Annotated in this window: 17 protein-coding genes; 4 read left to right on the top strand and 13 right to left on the bottom strand. The window is 60.6% G+C overall.

Translation table 11 applies throughout. The features are described from left to right. From tagF to CFter6_RS00375, 3 genes are all read right to left on the bottom strand, one after another. Window positions 1-987: a type VI secretion system-associated protein TagF gene (gene tagF, locus CFter6_RS00385; protein ID WP_061538257.1), complete on the bottom strand. Its 987-nt coding sequence runs from the start codon at window positions 985-987 to the stop codon at window positions 1-3. After that, on the bottom strand, window positions 984-4934 hold the full coding sequence (gene tssM / locus CFter6_RS00380; RefSeq protein WP_061538256.1) for a type VI secretion system membrane subunit TssM: 3951 nt from the start codon (window positions 4932-4934) through the stop codon (window positions 984-986). Before tssM ends, tagF begins: the two co-directional genes overlap by 4 nt. A 312-nt stretch (window positions 4935-5246) precedes the next feature. Continuing rightward, a complete protein-coding gene (locus tag CFter6_RS00375) occupies window positions 5247-6086 on the bottom strand; it encodes a M15 family metallopeptidase (protein WP_061538255.1) in 840 nt (279 codons plus the stop codon). A 162-nt stretch (window positions 6087-6248) separates the two neighbouring features. Here CFter6_RS00375 and CFter6_RS00370 point away from each other — a divergent pair, with 162 nt between their 5' ends. Continuing rightward, window positions 6249-7154: a hypothetical protein gene (locus CFter6_RS00370; protein ID WP_061538254.1), complete on the top strand. Its 906-nt coding sequence runs from the start codon at window positions 6249-6251 to the stop codon at window positions 7152-7154. A 43-nt stretch (window positions 7155-7197) separates the two neighbouring features. After that, a complete protein-coding gene (locus CFter6_RS00365) occupies window positions 7198-8058 on the top strand; it encodes a CPBP family intramembrane glutamic endopeptidase (protein ID WP_061538253.1) in 861 nt (286 codons plus the stop codon). A 38-nt stretch (window positions 8059-8096) separates the two neighbouring features. Here the strand turns inward: CFter6_RS00365 and loiP are convergent, their stop codons facing one another. From loiP to CFter6_RS00350, 3 genes are all read right to left on the bottom strand, one after another. Further along, a complete protein-coding gene (gene loiP, locus CFter6_RS00360; protein WP_061538252.1) occupies window positions 8097-8876 on the bottom strand; it encodes a metalloprotease LoiP in 780 nt (259 codons plus the stop codon). Window positions 8877-9051: 175 nt separating this feature from the next. After that, window positions 9052-10443 carry a DUF3999 domain-containing protein gene (locus CFter6_RS00355; RefSeq protein WP_061538251.1) on the bottom strand — a complete coding sequence of 464 codons (1392 nt, stop codon included), beginning with the start codon at window positions 10441-10443 and terminating at the stop codon, window positions 9052-9054. A gap of 2 nt (window positions 10444-10445) precedes the next feature. Continuing rightward, entirely contained in the window at window positions 10446-13217 is a 2772-nt protein-coding gene (locus CFter6_RS00350) for a DUF2339 domain-containing protein (RefSeq protein ID WP_236904472.1), read from the bottom strand. A gap of 315 nt (window positions 13218-13532) precedes the next feature. Between CFter6_RS00350 and CFter6_RS00345 the strand changes: the two genes are divergently transcribed. Then, the gene (locus CFter6_RS00345) at window positions 13533-14105 is read left to right on the top strand and encodes an HNH endonuclease (RefSeq protein WP_041740999.1); all 573 of its coding nucleotides are present in this window, start codon (window positions 13533-13535) and stop codon (window positions 14103-14105) included. A 398-nt stretch (window positions 14106-14503) separates the two neighbouring features. On the opposite strand, the gene CFter6_RS25870 is transcribed toward CFter6_RS00345, so the two are convergent. The 5 genes from CFter6_RS25870 to CFter6_RS00320 all read right to left on the bottom strand — a co-directional run bounded on the left by CFter6_RS25870 (window position 14504) and on the right by CFter6_RS00320 (window position 22027). Then, window positions 14504-15070: a hypothetical protein gene (locus CFter6_RS25870; RefSeq protein ID WP_061538249.1), complete on the bottom strand. Its 567-nt coding sequence runs from the start codon at window positions 15068-15070 to the stop codon at window positions 14504-14506. A gap of 439 nt (window positions 15071-15509) precedes the next feature. Beyond that, the gene (locus CFter6_RS00335; protein WP_061538248.1) at window positions 15510-18539 is read right to left on the bottom strand and encodes an FAD-binding and (Fe-S)-binding domain-containing protein; all 3030 of its coding nucleotides are present in this window, start codon (window positions 18537-18539) and stop codon (window positions 15510-15512) included. 43 nt (window positions 18540-18582) lie between these two features. After that, window positions 18583-19350, bottom strand: a complete 768-nt coding sequence (locus tag CFter6_RS00330) for a 2-keto-4-pentenoate hydratase (RefSeq protein ID WP_061538247.1) — start codon at window positions 19348-19350, stop codon at window positions 18583-18585. A gap of 67 nt (window positions 19351-19417) precedes the next feature. Next, window positions 19418-20701: an MFS transporter gene (locus CFter6_RS00325; protein ID WP_061538246.1), complete on the bottom strand. Its 1284-nt coding sequence runs from the start codon at window positions 20699-20701 to the stop codon at window positions 19418-19420. Window positions 20702-20809: 108 nt separating this feature from the next. Then, a complete protein-coding gene (locus tag CFter6_RS00320) occupies window positions 20810-22027 on the bottom strand; it encodes a pyridoxal-phosphate-dependent aminotransferase family protein (protein ID WP_061538245.1) in 1218 nt (405 codons plus the stop codon). A gap of 259 nt (window positions 22028-22286) precedes the next feature. Here CFter6_RS00320 and CFter6_RS00315 point away from each other — a divergent pair, with 259 nt between their 5' ends. After that, window positions 22287-23012 (top strand): GntR family transcriptional regulator, encoded by a 726-nt coding sequence (locus tag CFter6_RS00315; RefSeq protein ID WP_061538244.1) that lies wholly within the window; start codon window positions 22287-22289, stop codon window positions 23010-23012. A gap of 15 nt (window positions 23013-23027) precedes the next feature. On the opposite strand, the gene CFter6_RS00310 is transcribed toward CFter6_RS00315, so the two are convergent. Next, the gene (locus CFter6_RS00310) at window positions 23028-23792 is read right to left on the bottom strand and encodes a MetQ/NlpA family ABC transporter substrate-binding protein (protein ID WP_061538243.1); all 765 of its coding nucleotides are present in this window, start codon (window positions 23790-23792) and stop codon (window positions 23028-23030) included. Between the two features lie 5 nt (window positions 23793-23797). Next, window positions 23798-24832 carry a formylglycine-generating enzyme family protein gene (locus CFter6_RS00305; RefSeq protein ID WP_061538242.1) on the bottom strand — a complete coding sequence of 345 codons (1035 nt, stop codon included), beginning with the start codon at window positions 24830-24832 and terminating at the stop codon, window positions 23798-23800. Window positions 24833-24834 lie beyond the last annotated feature (2 nt).

Raw genomic sequence — 24834 nt, 5'->3', positions numbered from 1 at the left:
TCAGGCTCCAATAAATGCGTCACGAAACGAATCATGAGCCGATTTTAAAGATAGGGTGGGTTGCGCCAGGTAGCTGGCGATCTTCGTGATGCTGTAATCCGACTTGACCTGTTCTTCGACCCAGCTGGCGTCCTCGAAAGAAATATGGTGCTCCAGCGCGACCTGCGGATCCATGATGGCTTGCAGGGTGCGCGGCGAAGCGCCGCTGAAGCCGATCACCATGGACGGCCGGTCGTTGATCTTGGTCACGAAGGTCGCCAGTTCGAAATTGCCGCGCAACAGGAATGGCGTGATCAGGTGCAGCCAGTAGGACGCCACCAGGTTGCGGTACATGGGGTCGTCCGGCAAAGGCATCACCAGGCTTTTTTCCAGGCGCGACGACGAACTCGCCATCACCGGCTGCAGCAAGATGCCCAGCGCCAGCACCAGGTGCCGCAAAGAGCCCTTGAAACCTGCGCTGTGCAGCATGTTCTCCAGGCCGCCTACGGTCTGGATTTCCATGAAATCGGTGAAAGCCGCGTGATAAGCGCCGCTGCCCAGTTGCAAGGGGATGCCGGTGGCGGTCAGGTTCTGCAGGGAGATCGCCGGATCGGTGGCGGCCACCACTTCCGAAGCCTGGGTTTCCAGCCGGTTCCACAGGCGCGAGAACGCCATCGGGCTCTTCGCCGTGAAATCCTGCGGCTCGTCGATTTCCATGGTGCTGACCGCGAGGAAAGGGAAACGGCGGTTAGCCTGGTCGTTACTGGCGATCAGGTGGCCGGCGATGGCGCGTTTGCTGCGCGGGCCGATGAAAGCGAAATGCAGCGGGCTGACAGCATCGTAAGCGATTTTCCAGCGCGGCTCGGCCGACAGCAGGTCCATCGCTTGCGCCAGCCATTCGTCAAGGATAGACACCAGCGGCATGTTGTCGGTGGCCTTGATGAAATCGCCGCGGCTGGGGATCTTGCCGAAATAACCGATGTTAGCCAATTTTTCTCCTACGCTCATTGTGCGGCCCCTCCTGCAGTTGCTACGGTAGCCGGTGCTACGGCAGCCGGTGCTGCGGCAGCCGTTGTTGCGGGAGCTGGTGCCGTACCCGCCGCGCCGACAGCCGGGGCCGGCGCTGCTCCGACCGCTGGCGCAGCAGGATTGCTGACCGGGCTGGCCGCCGTGCCGACAATCGTTTCCGGCAGCCTCATGCCGCGGAAACCCTGGCCTTGCTGGGCGCCGCCGTCAGGCGACTTGGCGCTGACCTGCGGGCTGCTGATGATCTTCAGGTTGATAGGCACCGTGATGTTTTCGTTGGTCCAGCTCAGTTCGAAGTTACCGTCCTTGCGCTTGCGCACCGCCGTGTTGATCAGGCGCTCCAGGCCGAAACGGCCGGGCTGGTTGGCGATTTCAACAGTACGGCCGTCGAAGGTAACGGCCGTGATGCGGGCGCCCGCCACGCCTTGCGGATTGGGCCACACGAAGTTGGTCCATTGCGCCTGGGTATTGCGGTAACGCAGTTGCTGGCCATCGATTTCGATGGTGTATTCAGTGGTGCCGCCGGCCGGCAGGGCCTGTATCTGGAACACGGTTTGCGCATCCGCTCCGCCGGCGCTGCCGCCGGCTGCCGCGCTGCTGGCGCCCAATGGCGCTACCCAGCGTGCGAAACTCGACACCATGGTAGGCGACAGCGTGATGCCCATGTCGGCCCAGGTCTTGGCGGCCAAGGTATCGCCGCGACGCACCACCAGCGGACCCATCGACGAATTGACAAACTTGGCGATGCTGCCGTCCGGGCCGAAGGTCTGGCCGATTTCGGCGCTGGTCGCTTCGATTTTCGAATTGGCGGCAAACGGATATTTTTCCGCCAGGGTTTTCTCGAACGGCGAATAAACCTGCGCCAGCCAGGTGCGGTTCATCTCCGCCTCGGTCGGCTTGATGGTGACAGCAAAAGCCTGGATCAGCGGCCGCACCAGGATCGGACGGATCGCCTGTTTCTGCGAATCGCTCATGCCGACCAGCATCTGCTCATCCACATACTTGAGCGCGTCAGCCAGTTCCGAACCGCTGCCGTTCAAGGTTTGCTGCATCAGCTGGTTGGCGCCGGGGCCGGTATCGCCCTGGTTCTTGATCTGGTTGAAGCGGGTACGCAGTTTCGACAGGCTTTCCATGTAGCCGCGCATCAGCGTGGCGTCCTTGTCCTTGGCCGTCACCATGCGTGCGACGCCGGCGAATTCCTTGCCGACCGGGCCCATGGGCGCGGCTGTGGGGTCGGTATTGGCGTTCAGGTTGACGTTGACGTTCACTCCCGACGGCGCCTGGCGCAGGATGGTCTGCTTGAACCAGGCGATGAAGCCGCTTTGCGCGCGTCCCAGGCCGGTGTTCAGCAGCGACGGATTGTCCCAGGAAGTCTGCTGGTAGACAGCGGTGATGAACTTGTTGATCGGCGAGGTGGAAGGGTCGCCGAAACGGTTCATCGCCTTGACCGCGTTGTCGAAGCCGCCGAGGTCGGCGATATTGGCGCCTTGCATGAACTTCTGCCATTCCTTGGCGTACTCGGTCTTGTATTGGGTAACCAGGGCTTTCTGGATCTGTTCCGGGCTGCCTTCCAATGTCAGGTCGTCGCTGGATGCAGTCTTGAGCACCCAGTCGGCGCTTTGCAGTTCCTTGTTGGCGGCTTCCTTGAACGCGCCCTGGACGAATTTCTCCCAGGCGTCGCGGGTGAAGGTGCCCGGAATCGCGTAGCTGCCGACAATCAGTTCCTTATCCTGGTCGCCGACGATGCTGGCCACCGTGATCGACGGGAAGCGGGTCGAGGCGCGCGCCTTGATATCCGCATATACCCGATCGCGCGCAGCCATGCCGCGCACCACGCGGCGCAAGTTGTCGCGCGACTGGTCGACCAGGGTCAGCTTGCTTTCAATCGTAGGCCAGGACGGATCGCTTACCTGCGACAGGTAAAAACTCATCAGGCGTTCGGCGCTGCGGATCATCTGTTCGCGCGTCATGTTGCCGCGGTTGCTTTCCAGCCAGCCGCGCCAGAAGCGGGTCAGCTGGTCGTTCAGATGGCTGGACTCGGCGCGCGAGCGGTCGCTCAGCATCAGGTAAGTCTTCAGGGCGTTGTAGCCGTCTTCCACATTGGTAGGCGAAGAATCCTTGTATTGCTGGGTGCTGCCGGCATTGGCCGCCTGCGCTGCCGCCGTGCTTGCTGCGGCTGCGGCGCCAGCCGCCGGCTGCGCCGCACCGGCCACCAGCTGCACCGGACGCGACATCGGCTCCAGCGAACCGGCATGGGCATTCATTTCAGACAGGAAGGATTCGATATTCGCGGTCACCGGCTTGAGCATGATGTCCTTGATGCCGGCGAAATATTCTTCGCGCAGCTTCTGCTCCAGCAACTCGCCCTGGTACAGGCCGAAGCCGAGCGACAGAGGCCGGTGGTTGTCGTATTTTTGCAATTGTTCGATGCGGTCTTGCAGGATCTCCATCGCTTCGAAACGCGATTGCAGGTCCAGCCGTTTTTCCTGCAGCTTGATGGCCTTGTCCAGGTCTGCCTGCACGTTGGCGGTCAGCTGGCGGTTGCCCATGTAAGACCAGCTCCAGCCCGCCAGGGCCAGCCCGACGAAAGCGGTGGCAGCGAAAAACATGGTGTAGCGCAAGCGCGTCTTGTGACGGCTGGCGTATTGCGAGACCAGGTCCTTGTCGGCAAAGATGACCTTGCGGAACAGGTTGAGCAGGAAGAAGCCGTGCTTGGAATGGATTTCCGGGCGCTCCAGCGCTTGCAGCTTGAGGTCGAAGCGCTCCGCGATCCGTTCCGACGAAGTACTGAGGCCGCTGCCTTCCTGCAAGGCGCTGGTGAAATAGAAGCCGCGAAATACCGGCTTGAACTGGAACGGGTTTTCTTCGAACAGGGTGGCGATGAAGGCACGCAAGGAACTCTTTACCGCGGCGAATTCGAGCGGGAAGGTCAGCACCCCGGGCGGCAGGCGGTCGCCCCGGCTCAGGGCCATGTTGGCCAGGCTGATTTCTTTCAGGCCTTCGAACAGCTCATCGAAGCGTTCGTCGAAATACGCCAGCACATCCTGGCTGCTGGTCTTGCGGCTGTAAGGCAGGGTCGCGCCCCAGACCCGGTCTTTTTCGCCGCGGTCCATGTCGACGAAAAATTCGGTGAAGCCGGTAATCAGGTCGGCCTTGGTAAACATGACATAGACCGGCGCGAACACTTCCAGCTTTTCGGTCAGCTCCTGCACTCGCTGGCGCAGGTTCTTGGCCAGGTTGATGCCGAACTCAGGCCGGTTGCCGGCCAGCTCGGCGACGCTGACGGCGATGATGATGCCGTTGATCGGCGCCCGGCTGCGGTGCTTCTTCAGCAGGCCGAGGAAACTGAACCACTCCGCGCGGTCTTCTTCATGCACCGAATAACGTCCCGCGGTATCCAGCAGGATGCCGTCGGTGGTAAAGAACCAGTCGCAGTTACGGGTGCCGCCTACGCCCTGCACGATGTTGCTGTTCTTGTCGGCCAGCGGAAACTGCAGGCCGGAATTGGCGACCGCCGTGCTTTTGCCGGCGGCCGGATTGCCGATGATCATGTACCACGGCAACTCATATAAAGCGGTAGCGCCGGACTTTTCGCCAAGCTTGGAATTCTTGATGGTGGAAATCGCTTCCAGCATCCGCTTGCGTATGGTCTCGGTTTCGTCGCGGCCGACCACGCTCGGTTTGTCGCTGCCCTTCTCGGCCTGGCCTTCCAGCATCGAGCTGAAATTTTTCGACGCCGTCTTGGTCCGCTGTTTGCGGTACAGCACGACCAATCCCCATATCAGCAGGATTGCAACCAGGAAAACCACGACCCAGATGCCGTCGATTTGCAAGGCGTCCGCGGCGAGAAAGAGAAAGCAGGCCAGCGCCACAAATCCGACCACCGCCAGGGTTCGTGTATTCGTCAGGAATTGCCAAATTCGTTGCATAGGTATCAGTAATTAAGAGTAACTAAGTGGTTGATTCTTTTGGAAGGGATGCGAACGGCACGCGCCAACGGCCACAAATTGTTGCTTTCTCACAACAACTTAATGACCGCGTTGGTCGCTGAACAAGCTGTGCTGCATGACGGTGTCAGCCTGGACAATGGACCAGCATTGCAATACGAAAAACGGAGTTCGCCCGCCGGACGGTTATGCCGTCACGTGAAATTTTATTGCCCGATACTATCAATCGCCTCGCCATGCCATCCCTCTTTTTGTCGATTTTTTTGCGCAGATACAACGGTTTTATGACTTTTCTTATCTTTTCATTACGCCCGGCTTGCGGAATTCCACGTGGCCCAGGTCCATCATTTTCCAGCGGCCGCCCCAGGTCAGTCCAACCGATTCCGCCACTTCGCCGTACAACTGGTAACCGCGCATGGCCCACGGGTCTTTTTCCGTAATCACCAGCTTGCCGCTGCGCATGAACGCAGAATCGGCTGCCAGGCCGTACTGGTGGTAGCTCTGGAACGCCTTGGCGTTGGTCACGCTGCCGCCCATTTGCGCCAGCGCGTTCTGCCGTTCCGGACTACGATAACCTTCAATAATGACCATGTCGTAACCGTACTTCTCTTTCATGATCTTGAAAGTCATCAGCAAACGCTGGGTGAAATCGGCATCCAGCGCCTGCCAGTTACGGCTCGCGGTATCCAGCATAGGCCGCACTTGCGCCACTTCCTGCGTGGTAAACACCTCAGGCGGCAGCGGCGGCGGCGGTACTAACTGCTCTCCTTCCAGCAACGCGGCAATCTGCTGGTTAACTACTTGCCCGGAATCATCGTAACTCCCAAGCATGGTTTTACCGCTCAACAGCCAAGCAATCAAGGGCGGGATCAGCACAACCGCCATTCCGGCGAGTAGAATCCACTGATGCCGCTTGATGAACTGCCAGCTTGAGAGTCTCGATGCCTGCAGGTTTTGCGAAAGGGATCTGGTGGTCTGCGACCGGCGGTCTCGCCAGTTCTGGACCTGCGTCCCAATCTGCTGCCGCCGCTTGACCAGTGCCAAATAAACAATCTCGCGGGCAGCCGGGAATAACAGCAGTCCGGCGACAGCGCATGCAAGCAAAAAGTAAAGGGCGACGACTAAGACGAACACAAAAACCTTCTCGTGAATATTACCAAAGAAAAATTATAATTTTTTGGTAATATATTGCCAGTTGACATATTTAGTTGTCAGAGAGTATACCTTATCAAACTTGGCGTCACGTCGGTCCGTGCTCAATAACTGCCCAATAACTGACATTTGGAGATTTGTGTCTTGCAACCATCTGAAGAAACTGCGCGCGGCTCCGTAAAACCGAATTTGTTATCGGGCTCGACGGCGACAGAAAACAGCAGCGGCAGCATCCTGAATGCCCTGGAAGGCAAGGAATCGCCTTCGAAGGCCAGCGCGCAAAAAAAATCCGGCGCCTTGCGCGCGGCGCTCGTAGTCGTCTTGCTGGCGGCGATCGGCGCGGGCGGATATTTTGCCTGGAACCAACGCAGCGTTCAGCCCGAAACGGCCATCGCAGCCAGCGCACCGGCGCCCAAGGAATTGCCGCCAAGCACTCCAGCGCTTGCCGCAAACGATGCCGCGCCAGCTGAAAAAACAGAATCGCAAGCGGCGGTAATTGAAAACGATCCTGCCGCCCATGCTGATAAAGCCGACGAAGCATCGGCGGATCCCCGCGCCAAACTGACGGAAACCCTGGAGGCAGGCGTGCCGGTCACTTCGACCGCGCTGAAAAAAGCCCTGGAAGAACCGAAGGCATCCAAACCCAAGCCCGCTCCCAAGAGCGTGAATGCGCCGCTGGTGAACCGCAATGTGCAGGAGAAAAAAGCGGTTGCGCCGAAGCCGGCAAAAGCCGGCGCCCAGCCTGCCGACAGCGACGTCAACATCCTGACTGCGCTGGTTTCGCACGGCGACAGCGTGACCGAACAACAGCCGCCCAAGGCCAAGGAAACCGCCAAATCGAAACAGCAGGCAAAGAAGAAAGCGGCAGAACCTGCGCTCGCGCAAAATAGTTCTGACGGACCTGACATCGTCGAACGCAAGGCCGGCGACAGCACCTCAGGCTTGCTGCAACGCTGCAAGCAGCTGGGCATGATCGAAGGCGAATTGTGCCGCTGGCGCATTTGTTCCGGACGCTGGGATACCGACGCTGCATGCAAGGTAAACCGCTAATCTCTTCTGGACTGGTTGCCGCCATCGTGGGGCACCAGGGCCGATGTTGATTACCTTTGTTTTACTCGCCGTCGCGATCGCCGCGGTCTGGCTGAAACCTCTCCGACTGACTGACCGCATCATCCTGCTGCCCTGGATGGTGATCGCTGCCGGCGCGCTCCTCAGCGGCCTGGCGTCCGCTGTCCTGAGTCCCATGGCAGTGCTGGAACTGGCGCTGTTCTGCCTGCTCGCTTATTTGGCCACCACGGCCCGGCGCAATCTGCGCTTGCTGTTCGGCGTCGTCGCTGCCATCCTGGCTTTGGCGCTGGCGTTGCATAAGCTGCCGGGATTTAATAATCCGATACTGCTATTCCAGCTGCGCCTGTCCGCCGACTCCGCGCCCTTCACGCAATATGCAAACTTCGACAAAGGCGCCGCCGGCCTGGTCCTGCTGGCGTTCATGTGCACCCGCGCCAGCTCCGCCGCAGACTGGCGCAAGCTGCTGCGGCAAACCGGGCCGATTGCACTGAGCGCGGTAATTGCCGTGCTCGGCCTGGCCACCGCCATCGGCTACGTCAAGCCGGATTTCAAGATCAGCCAGGTTAGTGCGCTGTTCTTGTCCACCAACCTGTTTTTTACGGTAGTTGCGGAAGAAGCTTTTTTCCGCGGCCTGCTGCAAGATCGCCTGGCCTTGTCGCTGGCGCGTTTTCGCTATGGCCCGCTGCTGGCGGTCGCCTGCTCGGCTCTCTTGTTCGGCGCGGCGCACATAGCCGGCGGCGGCACTTATGTGCTGCTGGCCACGGTCGCCGGCCTGGCTTATGCCTATGCTTATTACGTCACGCAACGCATTGAAGCCGCGATCATCGTCCACTTCGCGGTCAATGCGGTTCACTTCATCGGCTTCACCTATCCCCACCTCAACTGACCAGACGGGCACAGGCAAAGTCCGATGTTTGTGCCGGCTCACTTGTTCTGATCGATGCGCTGCTGGATATGCTGGGCACGGTCAGTCGAGGACGGATGCGAGCTGAGCATGCTGGCGCCGGCGCCGCCGTCCAGTTTCGCCAGCTTCTGAAATGCTGTCACTAGCCCTTTGCGGTCCATGTTCATCTTGGTCAGCTGGTCAAACGAATAGTCGTCGGCGGCGCTTTCCTGCACCTGGGAGAACTGGGCGTTGATGATTTTTTCGGTCAGCTCGCCCAGTTGCGACGACGACAGGTTGGTTACCACCGCATTGCCGGTTGCGCCCGCGGCGGTGCGCGCAGCCGTCACGGCATACGCGGTCTGCATGGCTTTTTTGGTGTGGCCCAACGCAACGTGGCCCATTTCATGCCCGATCACGCCGCGCAGTTCACTGTCGTTCATCATGTCCATCAAACCGCTGTACACCCGGATGCAGCCGTTCGACATGGCCCAGGCATTGACGTCTTTGGTCATGTAAACGCGGTAATTGGTCTGGGCGCCGTTGAGGCTCGGACTGAAACCCTGCACTACCTTGGTCAGACGCACGTCGTATTTGCTTTTCGGCGCTGCAATCTTGTTTTGCTTGTCGCTGGCGGCGCACGCTTCATCCGACATGGTCTTGACATCGGCATCGCTCAAGGAAGTCGCCTTGAGTGCAGTGCTGCCTGCCGCCATCATGCCGTCCATATTCAGGCCGGCGACGCCGCCACCGCCTGCCGATCCGCAACCGGCCAATGCCGTGGTCGCAGCTAACGCCAACAGCTTAAATTTCAAGTTCATCTGAATCCCCTCTGTGAAATTGTTGTTTTGGTCAATAACGAAAGTAATGGAAAGTTAATTGATGAAAAAAGTTACTAAAATCACCAATAACAGCCCAATAGTACAATAACTTACTTTCTAGAATACCAATAAATTTTAGGCAATTCCGTTTCCCAAAAACAACAGGGCTGCTTGGTCACTGCTGAGGCGGACGGGCATTTTGCTTGAGCAGCACCCAGGCCATCGCCGCTAGCGCCAGAGCCGCCAGCAGCAATACTGCCCACAGGATGATATTGCGCGTCGGCATGCCGTCGCGGCCGGCGGATGCCGGCACCAGCGCTGTTGCGCCGTCTGCCTGCGCCAGCGGCAAGCTGTTCTCTTGCGCCGGACGGTAATCCGGCATCAGGCTTTGCATCGGCAGATAAGGACTGGTGGCGTTGGCAAGACCTGCCGCCAGGGTAAACGGTGCAGGGCCGTTGACCAGCGCCACGACCTGCACCGGCTCGAATTCCAGGGTGATTTCCGGCGGCGCGGAGAAACCCTGGGTTTTCTTGTCGGCTTCGATCTTGATTTCGCGATATGCGGTCGGCGGCAATTCGATCGCTGCGCTGGTTTGCAGCTTGCCGGCCGTCTGCAATTTGTAAATCACGCTCGCCGTCATCATGGTCCACGGCTGGCCGACGTCCTGGCGGCCCAGCACCCGTACCGGCAGCAATACATTGTCGCCCGCCGGCTTGATTTTCAGCGCCGCCACCGGTGTCGCGAAGGGCAGCGAAAACCGCAGCGTATGGGGATTGTCCAGCACCGGCTGCGCCAGCGCGGCGGTGACCCGCGCGGTGCTGCTGACGCCGCGGGCAGTAGTCAATGTGGCGCTGCGCATGACTACCGGCGCCGTCCGCCCCGCGGTGTCGGTCCAGGTGATGCGCAGGTATTGATCCTTGAGATCGGCGGCGGGCAACTCGATATGATCTGCGCCCAGGCCGCTGCTCCCGGCTTCGGCGCGATAGAAGACGGTTTCCGCCAGCGAACGCCAGTATTTCAAGTCTTTGCTGGCCTGCACATCAAAGGTGATCGGCTGTGCATCGGGCAAATCGACGTCCAGCGCCAGGCTCACCACAGGATCATCGATGGCACGCGTGTCGAGCAGCGCGCCCAGCACTTTTTTAGCCGGTGCGGCAGCGCCTGCCGGACTGCTCTCGATCTGCACGATGCGCTTGCCCTGCTGTTCTTCGATCCGCAGCGAGGAAGCGGCTATGTCGGTGAGATCGGCGCTGCCCATGATGGGCGACGATTTCAGTTCGATCTTGCGTTTTTCCGTTTGCCGCAGGCTGGCGCTGTCGGACAAGGCGATGGCCAGAGGCTGGCCCTTGGCGTTGAAAATCCGCACGTCGCCCAGGCCGCCGGTTTGCAGGTTCACCAGCACCTGCGCGGGCAGGATCAGGCGCTGCAGCGGCGCATCTGGAGCAAAGGCAAGCGGCAGGTGCAGCGCATACGACTGCGAGCTGTTAGGGTCGGCAGCCGGCCAGGCAGCGCCGGCTACCGACAGGGCAGCTGCGCAGATGACAGCACGCATCAGGAAATACCTCATCTCTACGCTTCCTTCACAGTTGCGGCGTCCGCCGCGCTCTTCGGCGGCAGCGGTGCAAAATAACCGACCACCAGCATCAGCGCGCCCACCGCGATAAAGGTGACGATGCGTTCCGCGCCGCCCGCGTTCGACAGGTCAACCAGCAGCAGCTTGACCACCACCAGCCCCAGCAACGCCGCGCCGGCCAGCCACAATCCGCGCTGCACACGGCGGTGCGCCAGCAGCATCAGGCCCAGCGCCAGCAGTGTCCACAAGATAGCGTAGCCGGTCTGCACCACAAAACTGTCGAACAGCGCCGCACTGTCCCACCTCACGCCGAAGAAGTGATGCACGGTGCGCAGCCAGACGGTATTGAGCAAGACAAACGCCAGCCCAGCCAGCGCCAGCAGCGTCTGCTTGCGCGGCACCCAGGCGGCGCCGGCAGGCAGCGGCTGGGCGCCGACGATTGCGCGGCGCCAGAATACCAGCGCGCCGAGAGCCAGGGCCAGCGCCAGGTCGGTAGGATTGAGCAGGGGAAGATAGGGCAGCGGCGCCGTATGTCCCGACGACAGCAGCGCCATCAGCAGCGCGCCAAGAAACACCAGCAGCGCCAGCGGCAAAGCCGCATGCCAGTAATAGGCGACGGCATGCGCATTGAGCGGCCACTTGAATGCCGGCAGCAGCGAAACACGGTTGGCCCGGCCGGCCCATACCGACAAAGCCAGCAGCACCGCGATCGCGCTGACCAGCAGCACCACGCTGGCCCACGAACTGCGCCACAAATCGCCGCGCTCGATGCCAAACCACAGGCAATCGGCCAGCAGCAGCGTAAGCAACCATACGCTGCCGACGTGAACGGCACGATTCAGTTTGAGGGCAGCGATATGGCTCTGGGTTTGCGTATCGTTCTTGTAGAGCATCCAGTAATGCAAGCCAAGGGCCAGCAGCCAGATGGCCCAGGCCGGCGTGTACAGGACGCGCTCCCCGGACAGCTCTTGCGCGATAAAACCGAGCGCCAGCGGCAACAAGGTAATCCTGCTAGGCCAGGCGGCCACCGTCCAATTGCTACGGCGCGCCAGCAGCAGCGACAGCCATGCGCTCGCCACCAGCGCCAGCACTGTCAGCAACTGCTGGGTGCCGTCGCCGAAAACGGGCACGCTGGCCATGCCGGTTTCGCTGCCGGGCAGCTCGCGGCATATCTCGAATATCCACGCCAGGCACCAGAACACAAAACCAAACAGGTAGACCGGCTGCGACAGCATGGCTTCGGCCTTGGCAAATTCCCTGGCCCAGCGCGACTCACTGTGCGGCAACACGCCGCGCAGCCACCAGGCGATGGCGAATGCCGGCAAGGCGATAAACATGGCGCCCATGAACATCGGATTGGCCAGCGGCCAGGCCGACACATTGTCATCGATCCCTGCCAGGAAAGCACCGGCAGCCACCACTTGCAGCAGCAGCCCGAACGCGCGCGGCATCCAGCGCGCCTGACGCATGCCGACCCAGAACGCGCCGGCGCCTTCGAGTGCCCACACCGCCGAGGTCCAGCGCATGTCGAGGGCAAGCGGCACAGCCAAAGTCACAAAACCGAGGCCGATGGCGATCATCGATTCAATCATCAGGCGATAACTGTCCCGTCCGCGACGCAGCAGCAGCGCCGCCAGCACCAGATACAGCGCGGCAAATCCCAATGCCGAAAAAGCGCTGCCGAACTTGAACTGGTCGACCAAGCCGGCCTGCAAGCCAAAACCGACCAGCGCGGTGCCGAACATCAGCGTGCTGTCGACAGTATTGCCAAGCCGGGTCGGCGTGTTGCGCGCATACAGGATCGCCGCCGCCACATAAATCAGCACGAATACGATCAGGAACAACTGCGAACTCATGTATTGCGCCGGCTGGTACTTGAGCACGCCCCACAGCGTAGCCACGCCAAAGGTGGCGACAAAACCCACCATGTTCAGCACGCGCCAGGAACGTTTATAAGCGATGAACAGGATCGCCAGGTTCAGCACCGTGTAATAGCTGAACAGGGCGACACTGCTGCCGCCTCCGGTAGAGAGCAGCAGCGGCACCGCAAAACCGCCGGCAAAAGCCGCCACCGCCAGCGCCCGCGAGTTTTGCAGCAGCGCCAGCGCGCAGCTCAGGGCACACACGACGATCATCAAACCGAAAGCGGGCAGGGGCGAAATCAGGTCAAAGCGGCGGAAGGCGGCAAATACGGTGAGGTAGATCACCGCCACGCCGCCGCCCTGCAAGGCCAGCGCAAAAGCCGGCTTGGCCTGGCGCTTGCCGAAACCGACGGCCAGCAGCACGATCCCGGCGACAGCAACCGCCGCCAGCCGCAACTCCACCGGAAACAGGCCGGCAGCCGCCGCATAACTGGACAGGAAAGACAGGCCGATGAACAGGATCACCAGGCCGATACGCACGATCGTATTGCCGCCAAGGAGCCAGTTCCTGGCCGCGGCGAAAGCCAGCTCCACGGCGTTCGGTTCAGCGGGTGGAAGGACGCGGCCAGGTGCAGGCGGCGCTGCCGGCTGCGTACTGGGGGGAATGTTGGGAGCCGCCGGCTGGGCGGCGATTACGGCCGGCGCTGCTGCAACCGGAGCAGGGCCTAGTCCGGTTGCCTGCGCCGGTTTGCTGGCCGGCTTTGAATCAGGAACCGCAACCTGCTCGCCTGGTCCCGTTCGCAGCTTCAGCATTTCCAGCCGCAATTTTTCATTGGCCGTGCGAATCTCGGTGCGGATCGCACGCTGCAATCCCAGTCCCGCCAGTAAACCGAGTCCACCGCCCAAGAAAATGCCGAAGTCGCCGTATCCCGAGCTAGGCCATAACCAACCCAGCACAGCTCCGCACAAAATTCCCCACATAATCATAGTGTTAGCTCGCTTGTTGTGATTAGCTCTGGTATTGTCTGTTATGTGCCTGCCCGATGCAATGATTCGAATCGCGCGGCACGTAACACCAGGTTTGCGGACGCTCAATTAAATGACAGAAGCGTGACCGATGATGCATGCAAGGCGCCAGGATTTCCTGGTTTGGCTTGGCGGCGCGAAGGGGTTTCCGTAACCTGAAGATGCTGGTTATAATCAGCAGCAAAGGTGAAGAAAATGATCTCCCATATTCTGACTCTCGATATCGCAGGCAATCCGTTCGACTGGATCTCGCCGCAAGATGCTGTGCTCTATTATGCGAGCGGGAAGGTGGCTTGGGAACTGGGAGATGGCGACATCGTTTTCCGCGGTGGTTATTCCCGCGCCGGCGTGCAGTCGCGCATCTCTGTCAAGCCCATCATCGCCATCGCCGGCAGCGCCATCATGGCGCGCATGCTGCACCTGGAACTGCCGCTGGGCCACCACAACGACTTGCTGTTCCGGCGCGACCGCTACACTTGCGCCTACTGCGGCGGCCGCTTTCCGCACAACGAACTGTCGCGCGATCACATACATGCGCGTTCCCATGGCGGCAAGGACACCTGGATGAACTGCGTGACCGCATGCAAGGACTGCAACCAGGAAAAGGGCAACAAGCATCTGGAAAGCTTCCGTCCGTTGCTGTATGTGCCCTATGTGCCATGCCGCGCCGAGCATTACCTGCTGAGTGGCAGGAATGTGCTGGCTGACCAGCATGACTACCTGGCGGCCAGGCTGCCCAAGCACAGCAGGATGCGCGATTTGAATTAAGTCGCGCCACCGTCTTCGGCGTGAAGATTCGCGCAAAAAACAACAAAACACGGCTACGCAGCGACGAAATGTTTGATACTGCGTTTTCATCGAGCGCAGAATCGCAACTCAGCATTTTGACCAACGCATTTTTTCAGGAAAGGAACGGCTATGCCACGGACGGCTATCAACAATTCAAAAAATAAATAGCCCCGCGCATGACTGCTCGGGGTCTTCGGCGATATTGCCGACCCGAGCCGGTCGTTCCAATCATGAACCCCGGTGAGGAAACTCGCCGGGGTTTTTGCTTTTGCGGGCCTGGCATTGAGCGGCCCGCAGCAGACGCACCGGCATGACAAATGGCGCCGCACACGCGGCGCCAGGTCATCTGCGTGAAAGAATGAATATGAAAATGACGATCAAGTTGCCGAAACCGCGCAATCCGCTGGTGGCGCCGGCCCGGGCAAGGGTAGCAGGAGCACATGCAGCGCATAATCCGGCGCGCCGGACACGGCGCATCGAAAAACAGAACCTGAATCTGTTGCTTTCGGGACGAAAGAGGGACGGTGGCGAAGATGCGTGACGATATGTTCAAGGTGATAGTCGAACGGCCTCGCCGCGTCCACAGCAATGCGTACAAAGGCGACGGCCGTCCTTTCCGCAATCGGGAAGACGGACCTGGCCTGCTCGGCATGAAGAAAGGCTACAACGATCGCAAGGGCCTCAACGAAAACCTGGCGCCGTTGAAGCGGTTCCTGGAAAAACAGATCAACCGGCCGTGGGATAAAGTCTATGGCGAAATCCGCGCTGTTATAGATGCACGCAGCACGGTCAAGCAGCATATCCTGCAGCATCTGGATAACTTCGTGGCGATCCAGACGCACTGGGAAGGGAACGGCGCTGACGGCCGGGTCGTGCTTAGGCAAAACAGCTGGTCCGGACATTATGTCGGGCTGGCGGAGTCGCGCGCTGAAATGTTTGTCCATCCGCTGACCGGAATCCTGCTGCGCAATCGCTTTTATACAAACTATTACACGGCCAGGAACAGGCAGGAGCACGCGCTGGAACAGGAAAAGGGCAAAATTCGCCGCATTGTTTCAGATCGTGTGCAATTGCACCTCCTCAATCAGGTCTGGTACGAGGTGACGCTGGATAAGCTGCCTGCGGCACGTGTGGTCCCGCACGAAATCGACGGCGTAGTCACCAAAAAATCCGTCTGCGACAAGCGCTGGGACATTATCCGGAAGGCGTGGGTGACGCGTGAAAACAAAGCCCGCATGGCGCCGGCAGGAAGCAGCCAGGATTACTACGGTTGCGCATCGCTGTATGCCGTACGAAAGCGCCAGCTAAGTTCACGGGAAATCCAGAAATATCAGCTGAACACTCCGCAAAAAAAGGCCCGAAAGGGTCTTTTTTTTGCTCCGGCTATTTGCCGGGTTCACCTGCGATCGCATTTCCCGGCAACGACATGGCAAGCACACGCGCCACATGCAACGCAACCGTATCCGCCCCATCGTGGATCTGGTGCCGGCAGCTGGTACCGTCGGCGACCACGATGCTGTCTTTTCCAGCCTTGCGAACAGCCGGCAAAAGCGCCAGCTCAGCCATGGCGATCGACGCATCATAGTGTTCGGCCTCGTAGCCGAAGCTGCCGGCCATGCCGCAGCAGGAGGATTCCACCGTGGCCAGTTCGATTTGCGGAATCCACTGCAATACCGCTTGCACCGGACGAAAGGCGTCGAAAGCTTTTTGATGGCAATGTCCATGCACCAGGACTTTGTTGCCTGGCAGCGGTTTCAGGTCCAGGTGGAAACGGCCTTCCTTTTTTTCTTTCACCAGGAATTCTTCAAAAAGATAGGCCGACTTCGCCAGTTTCTGCGCTTCCTCGCCATAACCATAGCTGAGGAACTCGTCGCGCAAAGATAGCAGGCAGGATGGCTCCAGCCCGACGATGGCGATTCCGCGTTCAACGAAGGGCATCAATGCATCCAGCGTCCTGCGTGCTTCCGCTTTTGCCTGTCCGACCAGGCCGGCGGACAGATAGGTGCGGCCGCAGCACAAAGGTTTCTGGCCCGCCATCGTGTTGAAATGCACTTTGTAACCGGCTGCTTCCAGCACCGTTTGTGCGGCGCGGGCGTTTTCCGGTTCCATGTAATTATTGAAGGTGTCGACGAACAGCAATACTTCGCGTTCGCTGTTTTTCGCCAGGTTTACGGCCGATCTTGCATTGTCCAGGAAGGCATTCTTAAAGCGCGGGAAAGATCGCTGCGGCGCCAGGCCTATCTGTTTTTTCAGCCAGCCGGACAGCACCGGAATGCCTTCGGCCCAGGCGATCAGGCCGCCGATGGCGCTGGCGTAGGGCGCATATTTCGGCATGAAACCGACTAGCTTGTCGCGCAGGCTGAGGCCATGTTTATCGGCCCATGCGGCGCGCGCTTCAATCTTGATTTTAGCCATGTCGACGCCGGTCGGGCAATCGCGCTTGCAGCCTTTGCACGATACGCACAGGTCAAGCACTTCCTTGACCTCGGCGCTGGCCAGCCCCTCGCTGCCGAGCTGGCCCGACAACGCCAGGCGCAGGGTATTGGCACGACCGCGCGTGACATGCTTTTCATCTTTGGTGATGCGATAGCTGGGGCACATGGTGCCAGCGTCGAATTTGCGGCAATGACCGTTGTTGTTGCACATTTCAACCAGCTTGGCCAGGCCGCCGGTCTTGTCGCCGCCGCTGCCGGCCGCGGTTTCTTCGCCGGTCAGGGGATTGCGCCTGACGTTCCAGGAAGACCAGTCCAGCAAAGGACGATGCGGCAACTCGCCGTAACCCGGCGCAAAGCGGAAATTGCTGGCATCGTCCATTTTGGGCGGACGCACGATCTTGTCCGGATTGAAGCGGTTGTCCGGATCGAAAAGCTCCTTGATTTCGGTGAAGGCAGCATTGATTTTCGGGCCGTATTGCCAGGCCACCCATTCGCCGCGGCACAGGCCGTCGCCGTGTTCGCCGGAGTAGGCGCCTTTGTACTTACGCACCAGCACCGAGGCGGCTTCGGCGATTTCCCGCATGTCCTTGGCGCCGCCGCGGCGCATGTCGAGTATCGGCCTGACGTGCAAGGTGCCGACGCTGGCATGTGCATACCAGGTGCCTTCGGTGCCGTATTGATGGAACACCTCGGTCAGCTGGCTGGTGTATTCCGCCAGGTGCTCCAGCGGCACGGCGCAATCTTCGATGAAGGATACCGGCTTGCCGTCGCCCTTCATGCTCATCATGATGTTCAGGCCGGCCTTGCGCACGTCCCACAGTGCTTTCTGCTCGGCCGCGCCGCTCATTTGCACCACGGAACCAGGCAATCCCAGGTCTGCCATCAACTGGTCCAAGCCGGCCAGTTTGTTCAGCAACGCGGCGTGATCGTCTCCGGCAAACTCCACCAGCAAGATCGCTTGCGGCTGGCCTGCCAGGGCTTTTTCAATCACCGGCTTGAATGCCGGATTGCTCATGGAGAGGTCGATCATGGTGCGGTCGACCAGCTCGACCGCGGTCGGTCCGAGCTTGACGATATGCTGCGTCATGTCCATGGCCTGGTAGAAGGTCGGAAAATTGACCACGCCCAGCACCTTGTGCGCCGGCAGCGGCGCCAGCGACAGGGTGAGCTGGCGGCTGTAGGCCAGCGTTCCTTCGGATCCGACCAGGATATGCGCCAGGTTGGCGATGCCGTCATCGGTGTAGGCGCGCGGGTTCTGGCAATCGAAGAGATCGATGTTGTAGCCGCCGACCCGCCGCAGCACCTTGGGCACGCGTTCCGTGATCTCGGTCCGTTCGCGCTGGGCGATGTGCTGCAGCCCGGCGACGATGGCGCCGATCCGTCCGTTCTGCGCCATGCGGTCCAGCCGTTCAAAGCGCCCTTGCGTGCCGTCCGCCAGGACGGCGTCGATGGCGGCCACGTTGTGCACCATATTGCCGTACTCGATCGACCTGGAACCGCAGGAATTGTTGCCTGCCATGCCGCCTATGGTGCACTGGGCCGCGGTCGAGACATCCACCGGGAACCACAAGCCGTGCGGCTTGAGCCAGGCGTTGAGATGATCGAGAACCATGCCGGGTTCTACTGTCACGGTGCGTGCCGCTGGATCGAAATCGATGACCCGGTTCAGCCATTTGCTGTTGTCGAGCACCAGCGCCTCGCCCACGGTCTGGCCGCACTGGCTGGTGCCGGCGCCGCGCGCCAGCACCGGGATGTGGTGGCTGCGGGCGATGTCCAGCGCCAGCAGCAGGTCGTCCTGGTCGCGCGGCACCACTACCCCGAGCGGCATGATCTGGTAGATCGAGGCGTCGGTAGCGTAGCGGCCGCGGTCGGCCCGCTCGAACAAGACCTCGCCCCTCAGCTCGCGCCGCAATTGCACGGCCAGCGGCGTAGCGAGCGTCGGGCTGCGAGGAACCAGGTGGATAGGCTTGACCAGCATGATGGAGTCCTGTCAAAAACTTGAAAAATTGCCGATGCCCGGCCTAAGCCAGCTCGAAATGAATCGGCGGCAAACCCGCAATCTGGCCGATCACCAGGCCTGGTTCGTCCGGAAAATGGATGCCGGTATAGGACCCGGTAGTGACTACCGTGCCCGCAGGCAGGGCTATGCCATGCGTGCTGCAGTGGTTCACCAGCCAGCCCAGCAGGCGCCGCGGGTCGCCGGCTGGATTGCTGGCGCTGCCCTTGAATATGTCTTTGCCGTTCAAGGTCAGGTGCGCGGCCGGGTGCAGGAACGGGAAAGCAGCGTCGTAAGCGACAAATTCGCCGCTGACCAGGGCACCGTGGTTTTGCAGGTCCGCCAGCTGGCTCAGCTTGGGCACCTCCGGCCAGCCGGCGATGCGGCTGGAAACGATCTCTATCGACGCCGCCATCGTGCTTACATGGCGCATTACTTCCTGTTCCGAGACCAGCGCTGTTCCGGGCTGGAAATCGGTATCGAAACAAAACATGATTTCCAGCTCGATGCCAAGCACCGGATAATCAGCACGTTCGATGACCGAGGTGGCCGGATAAATGCGCTGCGCCGGCAAGGGCGCTCCCTGTATCGGTCCATTGTCCGATTTTGCGCCTATCTTCCAGCCGCCGATCCGTGCCTGTCTTTGCCGCAGGAATGCTTGCTGCGCCAGGTAAGCCTCCTCGGCGCTGGCCGGCTCCAGCTCCTGCGGGATGCATTCGGCTGCCGCATGTTTGCCGTATGCCGTGCTCAGCAGATGCGCCAGCCGCTCTTGCGGAGATTGTGAGGAAATCATGAAAACCCTTGGTAGTAGTAACTGTGACTGTATAGCCAGATCGAACAGCGCGCCTGGGCGGCCCCGCCTAGGCGCCGGCCTTCACCGGATTGGCCCCGCCATCCGCCACGCTGTGCTCGAACTTGCTGTCGGGCTGCATGCGGAACGCCAGCAGCACGCCGAATCCCATCAGGATCATGCTGCCGACGAACGGCAGTTCCCAGCTGCCGAAGCGATCGATCAGGTAGCCGGACAGCACCGGCGAGATGATCGCCGCCAGCGCCGAGCCGGTATTCATCATGCCGCTGGCGGTACCCGAGTATTGCGGAGCGATATCCATCGGAATCGCCCACATCGGCCCGATCGTCATTTCGGCAAAAAAGAAACCGGCGCTCAGGCAAAGTATCGAGACGTAAACATTGTGTGTGACCAGCAATGGCAGCAGCGACAACAGCGTCAGCAGCATGCAGACCGACACCATCTGGCTGCGCGCCCGCTTCAGGTTGCCGGTGCGCTTCAGGATCCTGTCGCTGACAATACCGCCCAGGGTATCGCCGATCACCCCGGCGAAGAACACGCTGGAAGCGAACAGCGCCGATTTCTTGATATCGAGGTCGTAGCTGTGCAGGAAATATTGCGGAATCCAGCTCAGGAACAGCCACAAAGTCCAGCCGTAGCAGAAATAGACGATGGTCACCGGCAGCATGCGCTTGAACAGCGGCCCCCATGGAATCTTCGGCGTACTTTTCTTGACTGCCGGCAGTATCGCCAGTTCTTCCTTGGTGATGCGCGGATGTTTTTCCGGATGTTCGGTAAACACAAATGCCCACACCAGTACCCAGACCAGGCTGATCACCCCGCAGATATAGAACGATTCGCGCCAGCCGTGGGTGGCCATGATGAACACCACCAGGGTGGGCGCGACTGCATTGCCGATGCGGGCGAATGCATGGGTGATGCCTTGGGCGAAACCGCGGTTTTCCTTGGCGACCCAGCGCGACATGGCGCTGGTTGCAGCAGGGAAGGTAGCGCCTTCGCCCAGGCCCAGCAGCAGCCGCGCCAGCAGCAGCGAAAACAGGCCGCCGGCAAAACCGGTCAGGATGGTAGCAATGCCCCACAGGATGCCGCAGTAGATCAGGGTGCGCTTGGCGCCGAACTTGTCGCTGACCCAGCCGCCGATGATCTGGAACACCAGGTAGGGATAGGCGAATGCGGAAAACACCAGGCCGATCTGGGTTTTCGAAAGATCGAATTCCTTGGCAAAACCGGCCGCGGCGGTGCTGACGTTGACGCGATCCAGGTAAGTAATGAAATACATCAGGCATAACATGATCAGCACGACCGTGGTCGCGCGCAAACGCAGGTGTTTCATTGTTGTCTCCAATATTATGGTGGCCGGCAAACGCCGCAGGACATCTTTATCCTTGCTCCGCCCGTCCTCTGCGGGACGGTGCCGGAGCGGTTTCCGCTGTGTCTGTTCCTATGCGGCTTTCAATACCGGTTTGCTCTTTTGCGCGGCCAGGTTGTCCATCGCCGCCACCACGCCGCTGCCGGCCAGTGGCACGCCCGCCAGCTTCAGCCCCATTTCGCAGCCGGCCAGGGTCGCCATCAGGGTCAGGTCGTTGGCTTCGCCCAGGTGGCCGATGCGGAACATGCCGCCTTTCATTTTTCCGAGGCCGGTGCCGAGCGACATGTTGAAGTTTTCATAGATGGTCTTGCGGATCGCATCGGCGTCGAAACCAGGCGGCGTCATCACGCCGGTCAGCACCGGCGAGTACAGCGCAGGATCGGCGCACTGGATTTCCAGGCCCCAGGCGCGCACGGCGTCGCGGCAAGCGCTGGCCAGACGTTGATGGCGAGCGAAGACATGGTCCAGGCCTTCGCCCAGGATCATCTCCAGCGCTTCCGATAGTCCGTACAGCAAATTGGTGTTGGGCGTGTAGGGCCAGTAGCCGCTCTGGTTCATCTCGATGATGTCAGTCCAGTCCCAGAATGCTTTCGGCAACCTGGCGTTCTTGCTGGCCGCGATGGCTTTCTGCGATACCGCATTGAAGCTGATGCCCGGCGGCAGCATCAAACCCTTTTGCGATCCCGACACGGTGACGTCGACGCCCCATTCGTCATGGCGGTAATCGGCCGAAGCCAGGCCGGAAATCGTATCGACGATCAGCAGGGCCGGATGGCCGGCGGCGTCAATCGCACGGCGCACTGCGGCGATGTCGGAGGTGACGCCGGTCGAGGTTTCGTTATGCACCACGCACACAGCCTTGATCTGATGCTCGCTGTCCTGGCGCAGGCGCTGTTCGATGCGATCCGCCTGCACGCCGTGGCGCCAGCCTTCGATGCCAGGCAAGCCGAGGAATTCCGGCTTCAAACCGAGGGCTTCGGCCATTTTTTTCCAGAGTGTGGCGAAATGTCCGGTCTCGTACATCAGCACCGTATCGCCGGCGCTCAGGGTGTTGGTCAGCGCTGCTTCCCAGGCGCCGGTGCCGGAAGCCGGGTAGATCACCACCGGCTGCACGGTCTTGAAAATTTTCTTGATGCCTGCCAATACCTGCAAACCCAGCGCGCCGAATTCCGGGCCGCGGTGGTCGATGGTCGGATAACTCATGGCGCGCAAAATCCGGTCAGGCACCGGGCTGGGACCCGGGATCTGCAGGAAATGACGGCCGGCCGGATGGAAATCTAATGTCAACATTTATGCCTCCTTTGAACAAATTGTATTTTGCATTCAAAATACTTTATCAGTCCAAATTCCGGGCGTAAAGAGATTTTTCGCAATATGCGAGTGACGACAATGGCTTAAAATAAGCATAAACCCTTAATAATCAATGAAATATGATCATATTTTGCCGTTTTATTCTTTTTTACATTCATATCGAATGGCGCCAGACAGCGATTCTTGCGCCCTGTATTTGATGTTAAAATACGATCAAACGCGTAAAAAAGGATTTTGAATGCAAAATGCGATAATCGAGCAAGAAGAAAAACCTGCTCCGCTGGTGCCCAAACTGGAGCGCCAGCGCCTGCACGACACGGTGGTTGACCATTTGCGCAACCTGATCGTCGAAGCGGTGCTGACGCCGGGCACCAAGCTCAATGAGCGGGAGTTATGCGAGACGCTGGGGATTTCGCGCACGCCGTTGCGCGAAGCGCTGAAGGTACTGGCGGCCGAAGGCTTGATAGAGATATCGCCGAACCGGGGGGCGTCGGTATCCAAGATGTCGGAAACCGAAATCTGGGAAACCTTCGAACTGATGAGCGGACTGGAAGCGATGTCGGGCGAACTGGCCTGCGACCGCATCACGCCGGTCGAACTGGCCGAGATCAAGGCCCTGCACTATGCGATGCTGGCCTGCAAGGCGCAGAACGATCTGCCGGGCTACTACAGCCGCAACCAGGCGATACACGACAAGATCAACGATGCAGCCCGCAATTCAGTCCTGCGCCAGACTTACCTGGGTCTGAACCGGCGCCTGAAGGCACTGCGCTTCAAATCGAATTTCCAGCCGACCAAATGGGATAGCGCCGCGCACGACCACGACGAGATGGTCAAAGCGCTGGAAGCGCGCGACGGCAAACGGCTGGCGGCGATATTGCGCCAGCACTTGCTGGACAAGCGCGATGCTGTGCTGATGGCTGCGGCCTTGCCGGGTGAAGGCAAAGCCGATCACCAGGCCTGAATCACCCGCGGCGCTTCACCACGGCCTGCGCACCGAGTCCTGGTAACGCTCCAGGATGAATTTCGCCACCGGTTCGGAATGATAGGCGGCGAGCAGCCGCGTCACCCAGGGCTCGCCGCGGTCGCCGGCGCGCACCGCCAGCACATTCTGCCAGGGCGAGCGGGCATCCTCGATACCGATGCTGTCGCGTGCCGGATACAGGCTGGCCTTGGCGGCGTCGGCGCTGCCGATCACCGCGAACGCCACCTGATCCAATGCGGCAAACAGCTGCGCCTGCGGCACTTGCCTGATCTTCAGATGCAGGCGGTTGCCAGTGATATCGGCCAGCGTTGCGTGCAGGCCGGCGCGATCGGAAAATGTCAGGAGCCTGAAATTCTGCAGCAACACCAGCGCCCTTGCCGTGCCGGCCGCATCGGCAGGAATGGCGATCGTGGCGCCGCGCTGCAGCTGCGTGAGCGAGGTCAGCCGGCGCGAGTAGAGCGCTATCGGCAAGGTGACGGTGCTGCCTATGCTGGCCAGCGCGTAGCGCCGCCGCTGCGCTTCGAAAGCCGGGCCGTCCTCGAAACTGGCGGCGTCGATCTTGCCGGCCGCCAGCGCTGCATCGATGCGCTTGTTGTCGTCGAATACGACCACCTCCAGCTTCAGGGTGTCGTTTAGCGCATGACGCCGCACTTGTTCCATGATCTCCGCATGCGTGCCGGGCGTTACGCCAACCTTGATCACGCTCGGCGCTGCATGTGCGTGCGGCACAACAATCCCGAGCAGGCTGGCGGCCAGCATATGCGTCAGCTGTCGCGCAAAATGGTGCGGAAGCCGATATGCGATGCCGGCAAGTCCGCTTCCTGCTGTTCGCGCGACGAAGCACGGTAACGTACGCAGTAGTCGCGCGAGCAGAGGAAGGAGCCGCCCTTGATCACCACCGGCGTGTCGTGGCGGCGCGATGCCGGCGCCACTGCCGCGGTATCGCCGTTGCTGTGCGCCTGATGCGATCCGCTGTAGATGTCTTTGGTCCATTCCCATGCGTTGCCAACCATATCGTAGAGTTTGAAGTCGTTAGCCGCGTAGCAGCCGACCGGAGCCAGGCCGATGTGGCCGTCTTCGTTGTTGTTCACCAACGGAAATACTCCCTGCCAATAGTTGGCGGTCGGTTTGCCGTGCCGGTCGCGCGGCGCGGTGTCGAGTTCGGCGCCATCGTGCCCGGCCTTGCCGGCGTATTCCCATTCGGCTTCGCTGGGCAGGTCGCGGCCCAGCCAGCGCGCGTAGGCGAGAGCGTCGGCCTGGGTCACCATGGTCACCGGCTGGTTGCCGATACCCTCCAGGCTGCTGCCGGGGCCGGCCGGGTGTTGCCATGATGCGCCGGCTACCCAGGTCCACCATGCCAGGTCGCGCGCATTCAGTTCTTCCAGCGTCGGCTTGTGGAACACCGCGCCGCCGCCCTGGCGCTCGGCGTCGCTGACATAGCCGGTTGCGGCAACGAAGGAGGCGAACTGGGCGTTGGTGACATCGGTCTGGTCGATCCAGAATCCGCGCACCCTGGTCTTGCCGTCGCCGCGCGGGCGTTCGTCTTCGTAACCGAACTTGCTGCCGAAGACGAATGCGCCGGCGCCCAGGTGCACCATGCCGGCTTGCGGATCGCTGCCCCAGTGCGCCGGCAAACCCGAATAAGCCTCGCACTGCGGCTCCGAACCCAGCGGCGCCAGGCTGCGCGCCCGGTTCTGCTGGTCAAGGCCGCCGCCGCTTGCCGCCAGCGGCAAAACAACTGCAGCAGCCAGCAAGGCTGCCGCGCCTGCCGCTCCGGTCAACCAGATCCGCGTCCTCATCG

This window comes from Collimonas fungivorans (assembly GCF_001584145.1).
GTDB lineage: Bacteria > Pseudomonadota > Gammaproteobacteria > Burkholderiales > Burkholderiaceae_D > Collimonas > Collimonas fungivorans.
Note: the sequence above shows the minus strand (reverse complement) of the source record. Positions and strands in the feature narration are given on the sequence as shown.